This is a genomic window from Yersinia sp. SCPM-O-B-9106 (C-191) (genome assembly GCF_026183365.1).
GTDB classification, from domain to species: Bacteria; Pseudomonadota; Gammaproteobacteria; order Enterobacterales; family Enterobacteriaceae; genus Yersinia; species Yersinia rochesterensis.
In genome coordinates this window covers 1,054,165-1,073,098 of record NZ_CP110791.1, presented here as the reverse complement: position 1 = coordinate 1,073,098, position 18,934 = coordinate 1,054,165, and the positions used below count along the sequence as shown (strand labels likewise).

Below are 18,934 nucleotides of genomic sequence, written 5' to 3'. Positions count from 1 at the left end.
CGCCCAAACCGGGCCACCCTTCAAGATAATGCCGACTTGCAAGGCAGTACGTTCGATGCTTTTGACGTACCGCAGACTATCGCCCCTCGTCTATCACCTGTTTTACCGTCGCCATGGCTGCATCGCTCTGCACGCTTGTGGCAGTCAGTAACAGTTCCAAATCATCCTGATGCAAGGTTTTCAGCAAGGTCATCGAGAGTGGCCCCTGAATAACACCGATGCGAGCAATGCTGCGGCGTACCATCTCATAGCCCATCGTGGCTGGACTGGAGAGCAGAGCTGGCCCTTTGGGCGTCATGACCATGCGTTCGCTGGCCTGTTCTGCCTCAATCAAGTCACCGGCATTCAGCTCCCGCAACTCCACGTCAAACTGCTTGACGTCTTCGTCACCTTTGCCATAAGACAATCCATGTATTAACTGGATATTCATCACTTAAATCTCCTTCGATTCACGGGCATCAAACGCAGTGGTAATGTCACCTGAGTCCGTCAGCGTGGATTCGCCGGTGTTCCATGCGTTGGCCATCATGAACCGCTGACCGGTATCACTTTCAAACTCCAGCGTGACATCATCCAGGCCGTTAATATAAAACAGAGAAATACCTAGCCCCTGCGGGATAGTACAAGTGAGTTTGGCCTCCTTCGGTTTCCCTTGCCAACCGTAAACACGGGCACCAACCACCGGCTGGCGACTGATGCCACCCGGTGTAAAGGTGGCCCCTTCTTTGGTGGGGTACTCTTTACCGTTCACCCGGACATAAGCCACGCCGGTGTATTGATATGGACTGCTCATTCAGCTCACCTTTACAAAATAAATTGGATAGCGTGCGCATAAATCCGGAACTGATTCACCAGGTCAGGATTATCACGCACGTTCACACGGTTACGATCATTGGCATCACGTTCAACCAACAACGATTTTTTATAGTCCTCAAACCCTTCAACCAGCCCGGCCCACTCGTGCTCAGTAAACAACGCCAGCAACTCGGTTTTCACCACTGCCGGGGTAACGATGGCTTGTCCCGGACTGACCCGAATACCGTCACTGGCCAGCTTGTGACGCGGGAACTTTTGCGTGATACGGGTGCGGGTGGAATAGCGCAGATAAGACAAGGTGGCGATGGTTTCCACATCCAGATAACTGGGGTCAGGGTCACCAAAGCTGTTTTCACGGTACATGGTGATCAAACGTTCAATCTGCACCACATTGCCCGCCGCCACGCTGTAGGTTGAAATTCCGTCATACAGCAACAGGTTGCGCTCATTCAACGCCCAACGTTCACCCATTGACGGCGGCAGCAGTCCGGGCAATTGCAAGGTTTGCAACGGGCGGGCGGGGTCGATACTCAGCGAGGCAACCGCCACCCCAGCAATTGTTGCAGCCCAAAGATACGGCGGTTGCGGCACTATCCCCGTACCGACAGTCGAGAACAGATAGTCATTGCGTTGAGTACCAAAGGTACTTGTCACCGCGTGGGTGCCACGGAACCCCATAAAGCACTGGCCATCAATCTGACGCAGTGGCCCCCAGCGGCTCACCAGTTCCAGCTTGAGCAAGTCGAGGTTAGCGGTATCGGTGAACGGGTTAACCAGGTAATTCCACCACGTATCACCAAAGGCCGCGATAGCATCGGCCAGGTCAGGATTACCGACCCCACCTGTCATGGCGCTACAGATACAGCCCACACCGGATGGCAGCATTTCACCGTCGTAATAGTTCACCCGGATATCAATATCATTGCCGGTGGCACCGCTCCAGTGGGCAGTCAGCGTCACGACACCCTCGGCGGACTCCGCCGTCACTGGCAAGTTTTTACGGGCATTGATGGCCGTCGTGATTTTGGTGGCCATCGCGGCGGCGGTGTCTCCGGCCAACACGGTCACCCGTACCGGCGTGCCGGCAATCATCAGCGCGATTTGCCCCGGAGCGGCACAAACACCGGACAGGGTGACCGTGCCGGTGGCCTTGACGCCTTCTTCATCGTCATCAATGGCAATGGCCCACAGGTCACTGTAGGCATTGGCCTGAATAAAGCCGCTGGCCATTGTGGCCAGCATCGAGCCACGACCAAATGCGTCTTCGGCAGCACTGGCGGAGGTGATGCGGAAGGGTTGACCCGCCGGAACGCTACCGGCTGCCAGTCGCAAGCCCAGTAGCAAGGTTTTATGCAATGCCTGCGGAGTGCCCTTGACCGCCGCGCTATTATCGAACTCGATATAACAGAGCGGCACACGAACATTGTTCGGGATTTCGGTAAATGAAATGGCCATTATTTATCGGCTCCTTTCTTCGGTGCGACGGTTTCAGCGGCGGCAGTCACAGTCACGACGTCGCCGTCTTTGAGTCTGCGCAACCAAAAACCGGTGCGCGGTTTCTTTTCACCCTTGGCGGCTAATGGCTCGTAAGAATCAGGGTCACGAACCATCAGCCCTGGGGCCGGTTTGAGATGTAACTCAGTCATGTGGTTTATCCTGGATAGGAAGGGAAATAAATGCCTCTTGCTCCGGCGTACCGGCAGGCTCCGCCCATTGTTGGTAGTGGGTGGCGTAGTCACCGATATCGTCATCATTGAGGTCAATCGCATCCGGCAACTGCTGCGGTGCCTCAAAATACAGACCGTAGACCGCCACACCGCCCGCACTCTGGATATCACTCCACAGGTTGCCCGCCTGTGTCAGCACAAAGCGACCCGCCGGATCAAGTCGTCGCCCGTGCAGCCAGCCAGTCAGACGCTCAACGATTTGATAGATACCAGGTGAATCATGGGTACGACCATTCAACACCTGAGCGCTGATAAATATCCCCCAGGTACTGACCATCGTCTGGCGGATGGTGCCTGGACGGCCCCCCAACCACGCCACATAAACAGCGGGGGCCGTGTTGATAATGGTTTTAACGGCGCTGTCGCTCCACTGGCCCGGATGGGTCTCCACCTTGCGTAAGGTTTTGCCAAACAACTGGCGGATACCGGCAAGCAGTGCGTCAGAGATTTCGGTGGTCACAGAAACAGGAACCGCCATATCAGATAAAACCTCTGGATTTGTCGCGACTGAAGACACTGCCCGCGCTGCTCATCATGGCCACATCGCCACCGTCGGGACGCTCGGCCTCTTTACTGAGGCCTAGGCTGATATCCCCGGCGGCGACTTTCTCCAGTAGCCGTAATACGTCTTCACTGTCTTTGGTGGCTTTATCCGTTGCTGCACCGTCTTCAAGGGCAAAACGGGCCAGCACACAAGCCACCCTGACCAATACCTGTGGCACGGTTTTTAACGGCAACGTGGCCCGGCTGTCGATATAACCATCAATAGTCGCGGCGGCATCATCCAGTGCAATCTGGATCAAGCGCCCCCGCTCAATAGTCAGTTCCGCTTCGTCCAGGTCGCCCCAGTTATCAATTTTGCTGTCCACCAGGGTATGCAGGGAACCCGTGCTGTAACGGCTGTAAATATCGGTCAGGGTGGCGTAACTCATGCTTGTGCGTCTCCCGTCAATGCCAGGGTGATCTCTTCGGCAGTCAGGTCATCGCCGACCAGCGAACGCCATTTATCCATGCGCGGCGTGCCACTTTTGGTATAGAAAACCAGAGGGTCGGTTTCCAGTTCGGCGCACATCACCGCACCCAACAACAGTTCGGCACGGGTGGGTTGTACGCCTACCACGTCAGGTAGTACGGAATCGTCCAGCCCCCGCGACGGCAAATCGTCCGTAGCTGCCGCGATAACCGACACAGACAGACGCGGGTCTGCTTCCAATGCATGCCACTGCTGCGCAGTGACCGGCGGCAAAACATTGTCACCCAAGGCGAGAACAAACCCCGCCCGGCGATAGCCGTTATGTGCCGTATTGACCACGCTAACGCCGACCATATCGACGTGTTCCATACTCGTTTCATTTGGGTTTGGCATGACATCCAACTTCCTTAAATAAGGTTTAAACAGGGTTTTCACCCTGTTTAAAAGGGCATTAAAACGGGTTTGTCTCGGCTTACAGATAGTCACCGATGATCAACTCCAGACGGCCTTTCATTTCGTTGCTAACGGTGCCGCCCTCACTGTCAACGGTCAGTTCACGCTCAAGGAGCTGCGTGGCCAGTTTTTCCATCGACGGTGGAACCACCAGGTGAGTGGGACGAATGGCCAACGGACGGCCCCCATCAGCACGCATCGAACGCTGAGACTGAATGACCTGCCACAAATTGTCGGCATTGAGCGGCGCTTTAGCGGCATACGCCAATTGCCAGAAGGAATAGCCTGCTTCGCAACGGGTATCGACCCCGTAACGGATGAGCTTGCGCATGAAATTATCTTCATCATCAACCTTATCCATCGCCACCAGTTCGGGTGATTTGCGGTTCTGGAAGATGACCGGTTTGATGGCGCGGGAGCAGTCCAGCACGAACCATGGCTGACCGGTGTACCCCTCAGCTGACAGGATATTGCTGATGCTGACAGCAGTGCCGGTGCCGTCCACTTTTGGATAGACCGGATGGTCGGTATCAAAGAAGTTCTGGCGGTCATAACACAGGGTGTCAAAACCCTGCGACAGCGCACCGAATGTCAGTTCGTCAGGTTGGACACCTGCCGCGCGGCCCATTTCGGTAAACAGCGGGGCGTAAATACCCACGTTGTCATCGTCGATATCATCGCGATTTACGCCGACGGTGCTTTCAAACGGACGGTTAACCAGTTGATAGCCGTGTGCCTGCATATCTTTAATGACACGATCGCCAATCCATTCTCGCATACCGGGGAACTGACCCAGCCAGCCATAGGTATTGGATTTCGTGGTGCTCGGTACAATGGTGGCGATTTTTTCATACTGACTGGCTGCACCATCCAGACCGTTCTGGAAGTCACCATTCCAGCCGGTAAACAGCGCCTTAATCAGTGCGGGGGTCACGATAGCCATTATTTAGCGGCTCCTTTCTTGCGTTTCAGGTATTCCGCTTCAGTTAATCCCTGAAGGCGGGCAGCGTCTTTTTCCACAGCGGAGAGAACGGCCAAACGGGCAGGCGGCTTACTGAGGCCGTTAGTCTGACGCGCTCTTAAGGCCACGACAGGCTTGCGGCCACCAATGGCTGCGGTTAGCTCAGCCACACCGTGCTGTTTACCCAGCGCACGCAGATAAGGCACTTCTGCGGCAGTGACACGCCCCGAACGGCGGGCATTCTGGATAACCGTTTCCACATTGCCGCCCCGTGAACGGGCCGACAGCACGGCGGCACGACGCGCCAGCAGTTGATAGGCTTTCGCCGGGACAAATTTGGTCAAGTCCACGCCATTCAGTGCGGCTTCTTCCAAAATCTGTTCGGCTTCAACGATATCTGTCGCTGCACCGTCCACCACGTCCAACACATCACTGAGGGCATCTTCAGGATTAGCCGCGTCTTCAATGGCCGACGATGCATCCACCGCCACTTCAGCCGCCGTCAGAATGGTATCCAGCGCACTGAGCGCTTGTTGCCACAGCTCACCCAAACCGTCTTCCGTGAGTGAGTCCAAATCGTCGGGGAGTTCAATGCCAAGCCGTTCTAACAGTTGGCGAATGTAGTCATTCATGTTGTTGGTTACCTTTTCCGGGGAGATATCTATCAGAGATTGCGCCGCGAGGGCGGCAAGTGAGGCCATGCCGGTCAGACCGGGGTCGTTGGTTAATGCACCCATCCGCAGGAACAGCGGATAGCCTTGTTCGTCATAGGGGAAAACAGCAGAGAGGTAGGCCCATTCGCTCGCATCAATGGCGGCCTGTGCGGCCGGGGTAAAGGAGAGGCGTACATACAACCCTTGACCGTCACGCCATTGCATATTTTCACGCGGATTTTTCAGCCAGGCAGCGGCAATGGCTTCGCGGGCGGCGGTGGCATCGTCGTCTTGTTTGAGGGTGACGTGGTTGTAATCGAACAGTACCGGCTGATTGACGGCTACCGTGGCCTGGATAAAGGCTTCAGCAATTGCGGCATCCATAAACCAGGTGCCACTTGCCACGTCATCAGGGCGACCATCGCGAGCGCTGAAATGACCGGCGGGCAGCAATTGATACCAGCCGTCATTCGAACCGGATAAGGTCGAATTGAGGATGGCTAAACGTGAGTGGGTCGGCTTTTTTGTTTTCATTCCGCCATTGTCGGCGGGTCTGATAATCAGGTGGGTTTGTGGTAGATCACACCATCGGCGAGAGGCCCATGAGGATAAAAACGGAGAATAACGGATGAGGTGGCACTATACCCCCTTTAAACCCCGTTTAAAAATGCTGTGGCACGTTTAACACTTTTTAAATGTAAACCTGCATCGATTACGCCTTTAATGCCTTAGCGTGCTGCTCATTGATAATGGCGAGGATATCAGCCACCCCTTGCTGAGATACCCCCATATACTCACGCGCGGGAACGGCTGCCGGGCCGGGGGGCATATGCGGCAAGCCGCCCCATTGGTGGAGAGGGCCATACACTTTATTGGTGCCGATAGCGGCACTGACGGCATCATATTCGGTAGACAGTGACATCGCCAGTCCGCCCTGGCTGCGCTGGAGCATATTACCGGTCTTGCCTTTTTTCTCCAGCCGGGCTTTATAACTATCCGTCAGCGGTGCCCACTTCTTACCGGTAGTCGGGTCGGTCTCACGGGCGAAAGCATCTTCGCTCTCGCTGGCCAGTACGGCGGCGATGGCGCGAGTAATGGGAGTGGTATCTTTCCCCAGTGTTTCCAGCCGCTTAAACGCCTTGACGATACTGCTGTCATCAAATTTGTAATCAATCTGCATTTACAGTGCCCCCTGTAACAATTCGTATTGCCCGCTGTCCATGCCTTTTTTCAGGGCAGACAAGGGGACGCGCTGCGGTGTGACCACCACATCCAACGTATCGACGCGCCCGGTTTGCCACGGTGCATTGACCACGGTTTTCAGCGTGCTGCCTGCCTCCCCACTGATGTACATCAGGCGCTGGGTCTGCGTATCCCACAGCACCGCCGACGGATTGGCTACCACACGGGGCAGTGCCTGATACTCGGCCAACGTCAGCGACAGTCCTTTCTTTTGGCGTTTCACACGGTCAGCCTGCACCAACTCTTTTTCACTGATGGCCAGCAGCCGCGCCGCCGGTTTGCCGGTTCTGGCTTCTACTGCCGTGGCGATATCCTCCGCCATAAACCCCAGCGGTTGCACGCTGTTGCCAATGCTGCGGGTGGTCAGCACATTACCCACCCACTGCGAAAAGGCGGCTTGTCGGGCCGGGGCATTGTTTAACGACTGGATAACCTGCTGACGTAACTGCCGGTTTTGTAGCTCAACCAGCTTACGAGCCATATTGACGTCAGCCCCCATGGCCAACTGTCCGGCGTTGTGCGCCCACCCCGTACCGGTGGTCATGCGCTGCTTACCGCGCGTAAAGGTGGTGACATCAGACTCATACACTTCACCGGTGTGCTTATCGACGCCTGATTCTACTGTTTGGGTGGTAATGGCCCCGACACTGGACTCCACCGTGAGGCCCATCCGCTTGACCTGCTCGGCGGTCAGTGCCCGGACACGGCAGCGACATCCCCAGTCGTTCGGCGGATACAAGGTATCCCAGATTGGATCATCGAAACGGAAGACCCGCCCATGCATGGCCGCATGACTTTTACGGGTATTGCCATCCATGATGGCGATATATTGCCAATAGGGATGGGTCTCAGTGCTGCCCAGTTGCTGCTGATAGCGTCCCGCCTGATAGGACGTGGCCAGATTGGTGCGGTAGATGGTCGCCAGCCGCGCCGGACTGCCCAGTTGAACCTCTTCAATGCCTCCGGCGCTGTCAACGATCATTTGCTTCCCCCACCATCCCTGCTCTTGCAAGCGCGGGGTGAGGGTCTTGATAAATTCACGCTCTGTAGTGCCTTCGCTCAATGCCCTGTCAACCTCACTGTTAATCGAGGTCAGCACATCCATACGCACCGCTTTGGCTACAGTAAAGGCCTGTGCATGAGTGGCGGCCCTCGTCTCCTGCCAGTTCCAGCTAATGACGTAGCCTTTAGAGCGGAAGTAATCGACGGCAAGTTTAGGCTCTAATGTCGCCGCATAACCCAAATCAACCGGCTGTGGCATTCAGTCGCCCCCAGGTCTCGGCCACAAACATGGCCCGGTGCAGGATGTCCGTGATTTGGGTGTCATCCATCCCCACATACAACTCATCAGCTTTGGCCCTGGCTGCCGTATAACCGCCGGTATTCAGCGCCTCAATTATCGGTGTCAACAGCGGGTCGATGGCGGCTTGCCACTGCTCACCACTCACCGCCTCTGGCATCACATCCGTTGGCTGTGGGGCGGCTGTCAGGGCTGCGACACCAGGGCGAACGGCATGAGCACTGAGTAATGCCTGGGAAAAGTCAGGAGCCGGTGCTATGGCCTTGAGACAATCCTCATCCTTGGCGGCAATCGGGATTTGCAGCTTGTCATGCGCCCACTGAACGGGGATTTTCATGCCCATGCCGACCAGCCCCGGTAATGCGGTGGCATAGGCGCTGACGTCTTCCGGTTCGGAGAGGTCAAATTCAAAGCGCGGATGACGACGCTGATTGTTATAGGACTGGCAGTTAAACACATACAGCGGGAACAACAGGTCACGGGTCAGGGTGGCGGAGAGTTGGGTGGCATCGCTGGAACGCACTTCAAAGCGCACCTCATTATGGACGTTGCCCAGTGCATTGGTGCTGCTGGCCCCATCGGCCTGACTGGTCAATGTACCGCCCAAAATGGCTTTTGACATACTGAGTTCTGCCCAGGACATCATGGCAAGGAACGGATCAGCTGTGCCATCGGCGGCGGCTTTAAAATCAATCAGCATTGAGCGGGGAATAATGCCCCCGGCATTATGGCCAATCGACATCACCGCTTGCAGCAGGGTCTGCTTCTCTTTATCGGTGGCTCCGGCGGGGTATTGGCCAACACGGATAGGTAAGCCGTAAATCTCCAGAAATTCGGCCAGATCACGAACAGAGTAGTTTTTAAAGATAAACGGCCAGACCAGCGTGCGAATTAAGCCGGTGCGTGCCAGATAACCGGATTTTGATTTGGCATAATGCTGTATCCAGCCGAACGGCTGGAGTTCGGCACCGTGATAGCTGCCATCACGCAACCGCAGATTATTACGGTCATCCGGATGCGTCTGGAACCAGGCGGGGTCGCGCCACTCAATCTCGCGCGGTATCAGTAACCCTTCGACATTCTCCCACTCGATTTCCTGACATGAGAAGCCTTTCAAAATAGCGTCAGTGGCATCAAAGATACAATCAGGCAAATATGACGCATCCAGCAGAATTTCAGTTAACAGTTCGGCGTCTCTGATTTCTTCACGGCTGGCGTTCGGCGGGGGCTTGATTGTCCACTTGAGAGACTGGATAGCCCGGCGACGCTTACCCAGTTCAGACTGAAGGTGAGAGTCTTTCTCTTCCATATCCTCGGCCAGGTCACACTGGTCAAGCAACATCCCCCGTTCCGCATCCACCAGAATTTCAGCGGCACGGGCAGGTGTCAGACCACTGACCGGATGGTCACTGTAATGGCGGCGCAACTGGCCCAACCGTGACTCATCAGACCCGGTTTGCGGTTCATTCTTGAACCAAAAACGACGCCCAAAGGCGTCAACCAATCGACTGAGTATTTTCACCAGCATCCCCTCCCAAAATCAGGTAAATCATCATCTTCGCTGGGAACGCTGTTTTTGCCCGGCAAAGGGGTAAATTCAATAATCTGACCGTCCATGTAGCTGGCCCTGACGGCCATCATGTAGGAGACGCAACTGTCGCCGTGTCGCTTGTTCCCATCCGCGCCGGTGCTGCGGTTCTTGTCAATTTTCGGGACACCTCGAATGACCTGAAGGTGGCGCTGGTCGGTGATGATGTCTTCATCTTTCGGGATTTCGATATAACCGGACTCAAACAGCGCCTTATACTTCGGTGCCCATTCGCGATACCAACTTTCACTCAACTGGATAGCGGCCACCATATCCTCCCCCCAGTGCAGCAATACGGCTTCAGCCAGATAGCCGCCATTGCCCCCGGCGTCCAGTGCCACTCCGACCAAGCGCGGTGTACCGTGCAGCATAAAGAAGATAATTTCCCGCTGCTGATTGTAGGGAACACTGCGTAATTCCACCGTCAAACGCAGACGGCGGCGGGTATCTTGCTCGATACTGGACACGCTGAAGATAGACAGGTCAGCGATACGGGCAAAGTCCCCGCCAACACTGTGACGGACATCCGAGTCAAGCAGCGTCAACAGTGTGGCCAACTCTTCTTCGCACCAGGTGGCCACAGTTTGATGACGTTCCTCTTCTGTCCACTCCATATGGCCATCTGGCATGGTAAAGCGCAGAACGGGATGCTCTTCACGGGTGGCACGGTCAATCAACACGCGGGGGATGTAGGCACCGGATCCTTGCTTCGGTACGCAGTAATATTCCTCCAGTGCGTCTTCTTCCGTGGCGGTGTCTTTGAGCAGGTTGGCTTTCCATTCATCCTCTTTCGCCTGTGACCAGACCTGTTTTGATACCTGGCAGATACGCCGATACAGCCCATCATGACAGGCATCATCGAGCGTAATAGTGTGGATGGAATAGCGTTTACGCCCGGCGCGGGAGTCCTGGATCAACTCATTGAACAGGTTTTCATTGCCATTGTGGGTGGAGATAATGCGGACTTTTGCCCCCCACATGGTCAGCGCCAGTGCGGATTTAAGCACCTCGGCCAGCCGCTCATGGTGACCGGCTTCATCGATGGTCACATTACCCTGCATACCGCGCAGGTTCTTGGGGTTACTCGATAGCGCCTGCACTTTGTAACCACTGGCGAAATAGATGATAAAGGTCAGGATATCTTTGTCTTCATCTTCAAAGACTTCCTCCCCAACTTCTCCCGCTGCCAGCCCATAAGCTTTGGCCCACATGGCGGCAGCATCGATAAACTCCCGCGCCATCTCTTTGTTAGAGCCAATATAAAAATGGTTGGTTCCGCCCGCTTCGCGGGACTTGGCGGCGGTTAACGAGGCATCCGCCGCCTCCGCCCAGGTCAACCCGGTTCGGCGCGATTTCTCGGCAATTTTTAACGGTGAGTCATCGGCAATCCATTTTTTTTGATACCCCAACAGGACATCGCTGTAATCATCGCTAAATGCCTGCGCGGTTGAGATAACAAACTGCGCGGCGGGTGTGAGTTCGGTGGTCAGCATCAGACGATCCCCAAAATTTGACGGCGAATATCCGCAGCGGCATCGGCTGTCAGGCCCGCCTGTTTAACTATTTTCTCGGTTTTGTCGGCGGCTTCAGCCGCGAACGCGGCGCGGATCTCTTTCTCACGTTTGAGGCTGGTCATCGCCGCCTGCTCAACGCGCTGGATGGCGAGAGCCAACTGGCTGATGGCTTTGGGTTCAACGGTTTCCCCGCCCTCGCTCATCTTCATAGAGGTTTCAAACGCCAGCGTTCTGACCACTTCTTGCAGCAACTTACCGACATCAGAGGTCGGGGCGTCGCCCAGTTTGGCGCACCACACTTCAGCCACTTCCCGCGACTGACGGATTTTTGAGCCGATCTCTTCCATCCGGCTGGCATAGCGGTTTAAGCCGGTGCGGCTGAGTTTCATGTCATCACCCAACCCATGACCGTCAATCAGTTCATTGACCGCTGCGCGGATATCTTCTTGCGTGTGCCGCTTATCCCGTAACAAACCGTGCAATTGGTCGCGAATGGCGGAAGGCAGGAGATCGATTTTAGACGGACGTCCACGGGTGCGTTTATCACTCATGGAGGTCTGCCTTTGCTCTTGCCAGTTGTTCTTTCCGAACCGCTATTATTTCTTTTTGCAGTTGTTTCCAGACACGATTGTGGTCTGGATGAGTGGCCAAAAAGTGATTAACAAAACTGTCTTTTGCCCGTGTGTTGTAGGGTTTGCCGCTCGTTTCTTCCAATTGGGGCTTAATGACATGGGTTTCAATTTCCTGGCAAACATAGATATTGGCCATCATCCGCACGATATTTTTTTGCCCGGAGGTTAACGGTTTAAGTTTCATTTTATCCCCTTGGCCGTGGGCGTTTTACGCCGGGGACGGTACTGCGACCCTCAGCCACATCAGCACCACGACCCGATAATGTGGCCACCAGGCAACCGGAAACATCTTTCACCGATAGCAACCCTTGCTCGGCTAACCAATGGCAATGTGTCCGCACTCTGTCGCGGCTGACACGGTGCCCATAGGCATCGAGGCAGGTCTGCAACACCGATTCGTTCGCATCGCCCCCGCACTCGGTCAACGTGCGTAACACTACCAGGCGTTGGTCTGCGTCTAAGATTTCCTGCATGTTCAGTCCTTATTCTTCAATTCGTTTTGCAACAGTAAATCGCTCATGTGCCGTAACTGTCGCAACTCCGGCACTGCCGCCTTTAAGTCACCGCGTAACTCCGCGATATCCAGTTGCAAGGCGTGCAGATCCTTTTGATTGGGCAGCGAGGAAAATGACGTTTCAAGCCCACTCAGACGGGTTTTGAGGATTTCAACCTCATCCCGTTTGGCGTAGGTTTTTGCCAGAGAAAACAGGATGACGTTGAAACCTACTGTTCCCAGCGCCCACAAGATGGCCCAGTGCTCTCTAATAATGTCTAACAACGTGGGCCTCCCTTTTCTCTTTCGACGCCTGGCAGGTAATGCAACGGGAAAACGTGGGGTCAATCGCCAACCGTTTGGGTTCAATATCGCCACCGCAATGGGTACAAATGCCATCACTGGGTAGCCGGTTACGGGTGGTGTGTGCCGTGATAATCCGGTCTCGCACCTGTTGTTCTAGTTCACTTGCATAATCAGCGTCGTCAGCCATGACTCTATTCCTGGTTAATTGCCTGCCAGTGCTGGATGGCTATCAGCCTGCTTTCCAACGTCTGGCTCCACTCCCCGTAGCGGCTGGCGTGCATCAGGAGTGCTTCGGGACTCCCCGACGTCGGCGGTGCGGGTTTGAGGGGGATTTGTGTCAGGGCGTTCGGTAGCCGTGGACACACGGTTATCACTGGGGCCGGTTCGATAGCCAAGAGCGGCGGTGTAGACCCGCAAGCTGTCAGGGCCAATACCGGTATAAGTCTTGCCATCTTTGCCAAGTGCATTGGGGATACTCCGGTCATGCTGCTGTTTTGCCTGGGCCAGCGCGGTGGTGGTGGCATACAAATCGGCGGTCAGTTGCTCATTGGTCGCATTCAGGGCCTGCTGTTTGGCAGCCGCTTCACGGAGTGCCTGATTATTGAGGTCAGCGGCATTTTTTTGTGCCTGAACAAAGGCAAACTGAGCATCGCTTAATGCGCGTTCAGCCGTTGTTATCAAAGGGGCTAATTTGGCTGTAGTGACGACCTGACCAAATGAGAATCCCAATGACATACAGGCAATGCAGAAGAGCAGCGACCAGCCGTATTGGCGTAACAGGTTAATCATTGGGGGTTACCTCGCGATCACGTTTGATAGAAGCCTGCTTTGATGCCTGAGTATTAAAGACCCAGGCAGTGAGATAGCCGATATAGAGCCACTCATCCATTCGCCCCAGCCAGGCATACCAGAGCAACACCGCCGTACTGGCGACGAAAGCCCCGCACAGCATGGTGTCAGAGGTGGAAAGGTGACCACGGGGGTTACTGATAAGTTGCTTGAGATTAGTGAGCATGTGGCTCCCGAAAGAGTTTTTCGATTTTTTGCCGTGCCACTTCAGCACTCATACCCACGGTTTTAGCCAGGCGAATATCTTGCTCAGTCACGCTCTGCCAGCCCTGACGATAAAAGGACTGATAGGTGGCGTTGTGGCTGTAGAGTGGCACCACATCAATTGACTCACCCGCCAGCGCACGGCGCAGACAGCCGTTTCTCGCCTCAAAATAGGTACGGCGATAGCGTGGATTACGCAGTTCGGGGATCAGCTTTTGCAACAGGCAAATAGAAGTGGTAGGCAAGGTCATTACAACACCTCCCAAACAGCTGTTGTCAGCTTATCCAGACGGTTAAACCATCCGTTCATGAAGCGGATTTGCACCGGAGAATTAGCAATAATGCGGGTGTAGGTCTGTGAACGCTGGTTCATCAGCCGGGCAAAGAGCAACCGTGGCATGACTGCCTCTACCGCCGCTAATGTCTTGGCACCGATGACACCATCATCGACAACCCGCAAGGCTCGCTGTAGCTGCTGGATAGCCGTTTTATAGCCGTGTTGCACCACGCCGTCGAACATGGCCAGAGAGATACCGGCAGGCAACTGGTCACAACGAACCTTTAACCAATAATCACGGAAGTAAATTTCAGTAGCTTGCTCTGGGGTCAGTGTGGCGATATTGAGAGTGGGATAGCTGCGCTTACTGATGCCGTATTTTGTTTCCCCGCCCTTATCGGTAGGGTCATTAACATAGCCACCTTCTGCCGCGAGCATGTAATCAATGGCATGAATAAATGTAACGCTGTAAGGGGTCATAATAGCTACCTGTTGATAATCGGTAGCTCATCATGATGTATGGGGGTAATTGGGTGGGTTTGTGACGGGTCAAACAAAACCCGCCGAAGCGGGTTGGATTTAGTCGAATAACTCGGCTTGGTAACGTTTGCGATGTAAAGAAAGTTGCTGTCGCAAAATAGCATAAACCGTCGAATTAGTAAGAGCGTATTTTCGCGCGAGGCCGTCAACATTTCCTTTTGAACTGCTCCACTCATTAAACAGCTTATTATCACGTAAAGCGGCTTTGAGTGCTTCTCCGGTTGGGAGATAGACGGCGCGGCCACCGAAATAATGCGCTAATGCTCCTGCCAGTTTACTGGCAGTCAACCTGGCGGCTATTTCATCGTAGCCCTGACGCTGTAACTCAACACCAAAGAGATCGATTAGGTCAGCCAGCAATTGAGGCCAACGTGCGTGTAATTCACTTGATGGGATATCATCCATTCTATCCAAAAGCTGACCCAACTCAGTATGATCATCAGCAAAGAGCGGTAAGTTTTCCATTAGATAATCCGTCAGTCTCTCAGGTGGAAAAACCAGAAAATGAACACACTCAGCGTTGCAAGAATAAGTATGCCCAAATTTTTGTCACTATTAACGGGGTGAGCTTTTGCGTTTGTGATCAGTTGACCACGTTGAATCAGATACCAGGGAAGATATATAAATACTATCAGTAGCACCGCAATCCCCCACCAAACTGGCGAACGGCCATGTGTTTTTTGCTGCTCATCGCGGTAAACACCAATGTGATTGGTGCAGGTATCAAAAAACACCCAGAATGAACATGCAATCGGCACCAGTGTTAATAAGAAAGAACTTTCCATCTAACCTCCAATTTGTACTATTTTGTAACTCCCTCTCTTTGCTGATAATGAGTTTATCACCAAATAACTGAGGGTGGCTTTTCATATGTTCGTTTGCGTTTTGAGCCAGTTGGCTCCTCCCGGCAGCGTTGCAATATCAACCCCAAGTCGCTGCATTCGTTTGAAATAATCACCATGATGCTCGGCGTTGCGGGCTTTCTCTTGCTGCTGTTTTTCCCTGGCGTTGACAGTGCTGGTTTGAGCGAAAATCTGTTCAGACGATTGGTATACCGTTTTCAAATAATTGTGGTTCGACAGCGGTTTCTTATCCCCCAGCGCGCGCTTCTCGCGGATACGTTCAACGGTTTCACTGAGCGCATGGGACAGAATGCGCCCCGGTGTATAGATTTCCAACACATCGGACATCAGCTTAAGCGCCCGGCTGTTGCTCAGATTGGACTTTTCACGGCGAAATAAACCGATATAAGCAACAAGGTGACGGCCACAACTCCCTGGTAAATCGGCGATTATTTTGAGGAGTTGGCGACTGGAATCATCTTCGCACAAGGCTTCCAGATGCCAGTCGGTATGGCAGATGGGGCAGCGGGACAGTTTCATAGGCTGGCCTCGTAGGCATTTGCAATAACCGGATAATCACGCGACTCATCACCGGTCACAGGATTAACCGGCAGAGCCTTGCGACGGTCTACCATAGACTTGAGCATGAGCCGGATATGCCATTGTTTGATGCATTCCAGCACTCGGAATGCCAGCCAGCCGTCAAGCCAACCAACTTCATCAACTCCCACACCTTTATTGAGCTTCGAGGTCATGCGCTTAACGTAGGCATTCAGTGCCAGCTCATCATCGCTACCCACAAAACCATGCAAGAACATGGTGTTCCAGATGGCACGAATTTTGGGTATTTCCTCCGCTCTTGAGCAGCCTTTTGAATCCGGTTTAACGCGCGTTGCAGGTTTTTTAAAACGGCGTTTAAATCCCCGTTGCTGGAATTCAGAATAAACATCTTGCAGCTCCTGATGAAACATAACAGAGCAGCTTGTTTTGCCGTTGGCGGCATTGGCCAGCAAGACACGATAGGTATCGTCATCGAGTTTTAATTGCCCTTTGGCAATGTGGATTAGGCGGATAAGTTGCGGCTTATTCATGGCCTTGTTCCTTATTCAGACGGTTTTCTAACCACTCACGCATATCCGGCCACGGTACATAATTGCTATAGCTAGGCCATCCGTCAGCGTATTCTGAGTTCTTTTTTAAGTCGGGTTTATTAACTTCCATAATATGGGCACCTCTTGATTTAGGCGTAAGCCAGCCCTGACGGGTTTACGCCATATTTAAAGTGATTTAATAAAGTTCTAAATTATCCTGCGGGAGTTAATGCCTTAATATTGGCAAACCAAGGTTCAAGACTTATTTCAACAATAACGCCCTGATTAAAGTCACCCGCCAGTGCAACCGTCCTGACAGCTTTGCCACCCCGTAATACTTTGTTGGGCTGATAAATAAAGCTGCTGCCAACCGGGTGTTTTTTATTAAACTCTTTAGCGTTCATATTTACACCGCCGCAATATTAATAGGGATGTTGACCAGCTTGCCCTCTGAGTTTTTCCTGCGAAAGTTGATATAGGTTTTTGATACCGCTACCTGTAACGACTCTGATATGGCTTCCATCGCCTGATGCCAGCGCGGGTCATCAATTTTGATACGACGCAAAGACAATATGCGGCTGGTGCTCAGTTGCCCCTCTTTATCCACGGCAAAGGCATCCAGAATAATTGCCCGTAAGTTTTCATTAGCATCTACAGACCATTCGCTAATGCATTCATCTATCAGTTCTTTGGCTATCTGTAACTCAGGGCCAAAGGTCAGTGAATCCTGTACCGCAATGCAGATTTGCTCGCTGCCATCGTAACTGGGAAAGGTCACATTGCCTTTAGCGCCACCACGGGTTTTTCCGTACTTTTCAGCAACCAAATCAAGCCAGGCGTAGCATTCATTAAAGGACTTGGCTTTAAACGCCTTGATACGAGCGTTTTCCTCTAACGCCTCGGCAACCTGAGCACGGACAAAGGCATCCATTTCAAGGTCGAAATCAGACACCTGACTAATGGGAACCAAGCGCGATTTGCGGTCTAACATATAGCCTTCAGGTAATGCTTTTTTATTTTCCATGGTGCTGATCTCTCAATGAACAATGGATTGGTTGGGACGAATATCGACTTCGGTTACTTTTTTATCGTTCACCTGGTCAAGGGTGTTATCTATTGCCACCGGGTGGAATTTGCCGAATGCATCCATATAGGCATCAGCAAAGTCGCTTGCAGCCTGTTGTCCCTGACATTTAATTTCTGACCTTATACCGTTCTCACCGATAAATATGTCAACAGTCAGTGTCATGACCTTAACCGGTTGTTTAATAGACATAATGAACCTCCGCACGCCAATGAATAATGCATCCCTGTACCATCGCGGTATACGCTTTGCGCACATGGCCATGACTGGTTTCAGTAATTTCCTTAGAGCGGCGAATCAAGTCAGGACAAGGGGTGACAATCTCCAGCATGGGTCTGGCCCGTTCAGCATTAACCCGCTTGATTTCAACGTTACGGCGTTCGAGCCAACCCACCGCATTTACTAACTGCGTTGCTTTACGTTTCATGCATGTACCCCTTCAAGGTCTTTGACGGCCGCACGAATGTGCTTTTCAGTCAGGGCTTCGTTACTGCCTTTGGCAAACATCGCCGCGAGGCGGAGTGTATGGGAGACGGTGCGCAATGCGCCGGGACGCTCGGATAAGGTCTGGATCAACGCGCGCTCGGCTTTACCCGTCAGGCCCCAGGCATCGGAAATAGCCGTGATGTCATCCCGTTTGGTTTTGAGAATGGCCACTTTCTTGGCGATTCGACTAAACAGACGGGCAAAGTCAACACTGCGAGAACTGCCGCCGGTCAGCTTGGCATACACCTGATGGTTCCCAACCAGCGCCAGACCAATGCCGGTTTCCTCCTGCAAGATACGCAACTCTTCCAGCACCGGATAATCAAGGTGGTCAGCTTCATCGATAATCAGCAAGCCATTCGTGCCGCGCAATTTACGGCGAACTGCGCGGCCCAGTTGCCCGGCACGGCGGGGGGCATCACCAACGCCCAGTTCCAATGCCAATTCATAGAGCGCTTCGCTGAGGCTGGCACGGGACGGGGAGACAGTGACTAACCAGACATTCGGGCGCTCGGAAACAAACTGCTGCAATGAGCGAGTTTTGCCGACGCCGGGACTGCCATAGATAACGGTGATGCATTGTGCCAACTGTGCATATTGCAGTGCAGACCATATCTGACGTGCTGTTTTGGTCTGCACAAAATCAGGGGCTTCCGGCATTTCATTCGCGCGGCGGCTACGATTTTCCAGCCAGATAGAGAGTTGCCCGGCGATTTTACTGTTATCACCCCGGTAACTTTCACTCATGAACTGTGACAGTGCGGTGCCTGAAATAGCACTTTCACGGGCGATAGTGCTATAGGTCACATCGTCACGCTCAACGATACCGCGTATCTCGGCGCGAACATCAGCCATTGCGGTTTGGGCATGGGCTAAATCCATTACATTACTCATGATAATTAT

At 53.4% G+C, this 18,934-nt stretch carries 32 protein-coding genes; all 32 read right to left on the bottom strand.

Going from position 1 to position 18,934, the window contains the following annotated elements:
- Window positions 1-76 precede the first annotated feature (76 nt).
- On the bottom strand, window positions 77-430 hold the full coding sequence (locus tag OP863_RS04895; RefSeq protein WP_099528883.1) for a phage tail assembly protein: 354 nt from the start codon (window positions 428-430) through the stop codon (window positions 77-79).
- 3 nt (window positions 431-433) lie between these two features.
- Entirely contained in the window at window positions 434-793 is a 360-nt protein-coding gene (locus tag OP863_RS04890; protein WP_099528882.1) for a phage tail tube protein, read from the bottom strand.
- A gap of 11 nt (window positions 794-804) precedes the next feature.
- Window positions 805-2,271: a phage tail sheath subtilisin-like domain-containing protein gene (locus tag OP863_RS04885; RefSeq protein ID WP_099528881.1), complete on the bottom strand. Its 1,467-nt coding sequence runs from the start codon at window positions 2,269-2,271 to the stop codon at window positions 805-807.
- A complete protein-coding gene (locus tag OP863_RS04880; RefSeq protein WP_099528880.1) occupies window positions 2,271-2,462 on the bottom strand; it encodes a DUF2635 domain-containing protein in 192 nt (63 codons plus the stop codon). Before OP863_RS04880 ends, OP863_RS04885 begins: the two co-directional genes overlap by 1 nt.
- The gene (locus OP863_RS04875) at window positions 2,455-3,021 is read right to left on the bottom strand and encodes a DUF1834 family protein (RefSeq protein ID WP_099528879.1); all 567 of its coding nucleotides are present in this window, start codon (window positions 3,019-3,021) and stop codon (window positions 2,455-2,457) included. The genes OP863_RS04880 and OP863_RS04875 overlap by 8 nt, the downstream gene beginning before the upstream one ends.
- Window position 3,022: 1 nt before the next feature.
- Window positions 3,023-3,475, bottom strand: coding sequence for a gp436 family protein (locus OP863_RS04870; protein WP_099528878.1), 453 nt, complete (start codon window positions 3,473-3,475; stop codon window positions 3,023-3,025).
- Window positions 3,472-3,909, bottom strand: coding sequence for an HI1506-related protein (locus OP863_RS04865; RefSeq protein WP_099528877.1), 438 nt, complete (start codon window positions 3,907-3,909; stop codon window positions 3,472-3,474). The genes OP863_RS04870 and OP863_RS04865 overlap by 4 nt, the downstream gene beginning before the upstream one ends.
- Before the next feature lie 79 nt (window positions 3,910-3,988).
- A complete protein-coding gene (locus tag OP863_RS04860; RefSeq protein ID WP_099528876.1) occupies window positions 3,989-4,912 on the bottom strand; it encodes a Mu-like prophage major head subunit gpT family protein in 924 nt (307 codons plus the stop codon).
- Entirely contained in the window at window positions 4,912-6,117 is a 1,206-nt protein-coding gene (locus OP863_RS04855; protein WP_099528875.1) for a phage protease, read from the bottom strand. The genes OP863_RS04860 and OP863_RS04855 overlap by 1 nt, the downstream gene beginning before the upstream one ends.
- 178 nt (window positions 6,118-6,295) lie before the next feature.
- The gene (locus OP863_RS04850) at window positions 6,296-6,763 is read right to left on the bottom strand and encodes a phage virion morphogenesis protein (protein WP_099528874.1); all 468 of its coding nucleotides are present in this window, start codon (window positions 6,761-6,763) and stop codon (window positions 6,296-6,298) included.
- Window positions 6,764-8,086: a phage minor head protein gene (locus OP863_RS04845; protein WP_099528873.1), complete on the bottom strand. Its 1,323-nt coding sequence runs from the start codon at window positions 8,084-8,086 to the stop codon at window positions 6,764-6,766.
- Window positions 8,070-9,653, bottom strand: a complete 1,584-nt coding sequence (locus OP863_RS04840) for a DUF935 domain-containing protein (RefSeq protein ID WP_099528872.1) — start codon at window positions 9,651-9,653, stop codon at window positions 8,070-8,072. The genes OP863_RS04845 and OP863_RS04840 overlap by 17 nt, the downstream gene beginning before the upstream one ends.
- Window positions 9,644-11,206 carry a terminase family protein gene (locus OP863_RS04835; protein ID WP_099528871.1) on the bottom strand — a complete coding sequence of 521 codons (1,563 nt, stop codon included), beginning with the start codon at window positions 11,204-11,206 and terminating at the stop codon, window positions 9,644-9,646. Before OP863_RS04835 ends, OP863_RS04840 begins: the two co-directional genes overlap by 10 nt.
- Window positions 11,206-11,778, bottom strand: coding sequence for a DUF3486 family protein (locus OP863_RS04830; RefSeq protein ID WP_099528870.1), 573 nt, complete (start codon window positions 11,776-11,778; stop codon window positions 11,206-11,208). Before OP863_RS04830 ends, OP863_RS04835 begins: the two co-directional genes overlap by 1 nt.
- Window positions 11,771-12,043 carry a hypothetical protein gene (locus OP863_RS04825; RefSeq protein WP_099528869.1) on the bottom strand — a complete coding sequence of 91 codons (273 nt, stop codon included), beginning with the start codon at window positions 12,041-12,043 and terminating at the stop codon, window positions 11,771-11,773. Before OP863_RS04825 ends, OP863_RS04830 begins: the two co-directional genes overlap by 8 nt.
- Window position 12,044: 1 nt before the next feature.
- Window positions 12,045-12,332, bottom strand: a complete 288-nt coding sequence (locus OP863_RS04820) for a hypothetical protein (RefSeq protein ID WP_050320471.1) — start codon at window positions 12,330-12,332, stop codon at window positions 12,045-12,047.
- A gap of 2 nt (window positions 12,333-12,334) precedes the next feature.
- Window positions 12,335-12,637 carry a DUF2730 family protein gene (locus OP863_RS04815; RefSeq protein ID WP_172439438.1) on the bottom strand — a complete coding sequence of 101 codons (303 nt, stop codon included), beginning with the start codon at window positions 12,635-12,637 and terminating at the stop codon, window positions 12,335-12,337.
- On the bottom strand, window positions 12,621-12,845 hold the full coding sequence (locus OP863_RS04810; protein WP_099528867.1) for a TraR/DksA C4-type zinc finger protein: 225 nt from the start codon (window positions 12,843-12,845) through the stop codon (window positions 12,621-12,623). Before OP863_RS04810 ends, OP863_RS04815 begins: the two co-directional genes overlap by 17 nt.
- A 14-nt stretch (window positions 12,846-12,859) precedes the next feature.
- Window positions 12,860-13,447: a hypothetical protein gene (locus OP863_RS04805; RefSeq protein WP_099528866.1), complete on the bottom strand. Its 588-nt coding sequence runs from the start codon at window positions 13,445-13,447 to the stop codon at window positions 12,860-12,862.
- The gene (locus OP863_RS04800) at window positions 13,440-13,673 is read right to left on the bottom strand and encodes a hypothetical protein (protein ID WP_099528865.1); all 234 of its coding nucleotides are present in this window, start codon (window positions 13,671-13,673) and stop codon (window positions 13,440-13,442) included. The genes OP863_RS04805 and OP863_RS04800 overlap by 8 nt, the downstream gene beginning before the upstream one ends.
- Entirely contained in the window at window positions 13,663-13,962 is a 300-nt protein-coding gene (locus OP863_RS04795) for a hypothetical protein (protein ID WP_099528864.1), read from the bottom strand. The genes OP863_RS04800 and OP863_RS04795 overlap by 11 nt, the downstream gene beginning before the upstream one ends.
- The gene (locus OP863_RS04790) at window positions 13,962-14,468 is read right to left on the bottom strand and encodes a glycoside hydrolase family 108 protein (RefSeq protein ID WP_099528863.1); all 507 of its coding nucleotides are present in this window, start codon (window positions 14,466-14,468) and stop codon (window positions 13,962-13,964) included. The genes OP863_RS04795 and OP863_RS04790 overlap by 1 nt, the downstream gene beginning before the upstream one ends.
- 99 nt (window positions 14,469-14,567) lie before the next feature.
- On the bottom strand, window positions 14,568-14,993 hold the full coding sequence (locus OP863_RS04785; RefSeq protein ID WP_099528862.1) for a Mor transcription activator family protein: 426 nt from the start codon (window positions 14,991-14,993) through the stop codon (window positions 14,568-14,570).
- An 11-nt stretch (window positions 14,994-15,004) separates the two neighbouring features.
- Window positions 15,005-15,313: a hypothetical protein gene (locus tag OP863_RS04780; RefSeq protein WP_099528861.1), complete on the bottom strand. Its 309-nt coding sequence runs from the start codon at window positions 15,311-15,313 to the stop codon at window positions 15,005-15,007.
- A gap of 81 nt (window positions 15,314-15,394) precedes the next feature.
- Complete coding sequence (locus tag OP863_RS04775) at window positions 15,395-15,910, bottom strand: hypothetical protein (RefSeq protein ID WP_099528860.1); 516 nt, start codon at window positions 15,908-15,910, stop codon at window positions 15,395-15,397.
- On the bottom strand, window positions 15,907-16,461 hold the full coding sequence (locus tag OP863_RS04770) for a gp16 family protein (RefSeq protein ID WP_099528859.1): 555 nt from the start codon (window positions 16,459-16,461) through the stop codon (window positions 15,907-15,909). The genes OP863_RS04775 and OP863_RS04770 overlap by 4 nt, the downstream gene beginning before the upstream one ends.
- Window positions 16,454-16,591, bottom strand: a complete 138-nt coding sequence (locus tag OP863_RS04765; RefSeq protein WP_265525941.1) for a hypothetical protein — start codon at window positions 16,589-16,591, stop codon at window positions 16,454-16,456. Before OP863_RS04765 ends, OP863_RS04770 begins: the two co-directional genes overlap by 8 nt.
- 82 nt (window positions 16,592-16,673) lie before the next feature.
- Window positions 16,674-16,865: a hypothetical protein gene (locus OP863_RS04760; RefSeq protein WP_099528858.1), complete on the bottom strand. Its 192-nt coding sequence runs from the start codon at window positions 16,863-16,865 to the stop codon at window positions 16,674-16,676.
- 2 nt (window positions 16,866-16,867) lie between these two features.
- A complete protein-coding gene (locus OP863_RS04755; RefSeq protein WP_245834980.1) occupies window positions 16,868-17,485 on the bottom strand; it encodes a DUF3164 family protein in 618 nt (205 codons plus the stop codon).
- Between the two features lie 12 nt (window positions 17,486-17,497).
- Window positions 17,498-17,737, bottom strand: a complete 240-nt coding sequence (locus tag OP863_RS04750) for a hypothetical protein (RefSeq protein WP_099528857.1) — start codon at window positions 17,735-17,737, stop codon at window positions 17,498-17,500.
- Window positions 17,727-17,972, bottom strand: a complete 246-nt coding sequence (locus OP863_RS04745; protein ID WP_099528856.1) for a hypothetical protein — start codon at window positions 17,970-17,972, stop codon at window positions 17,727-17,729. The genes OP863_RS04750 and OP863_RS04745 overlap by 11 nt, the downstream gene beginning before the upstream one ends.
- The gene (locus OP863_RS04740) at window positions 17,969-18,925 is read right to left on the bottom strand and encodes an AAA family ATPase (RefSeq protein WP_099528855.1); all 957 of its coding nucleotides are present in this window, start codon (window positions 18,923-18,925) and stop codon (window positions 17,969-17,971) included. The genes OP863_RS04745 and OP863_RS04740 overlap by 4 nt, the downstream gene beginning before the upstream one ends.
- Window positions 18,926-18,934: the final 9 nt, after the last annotated feature.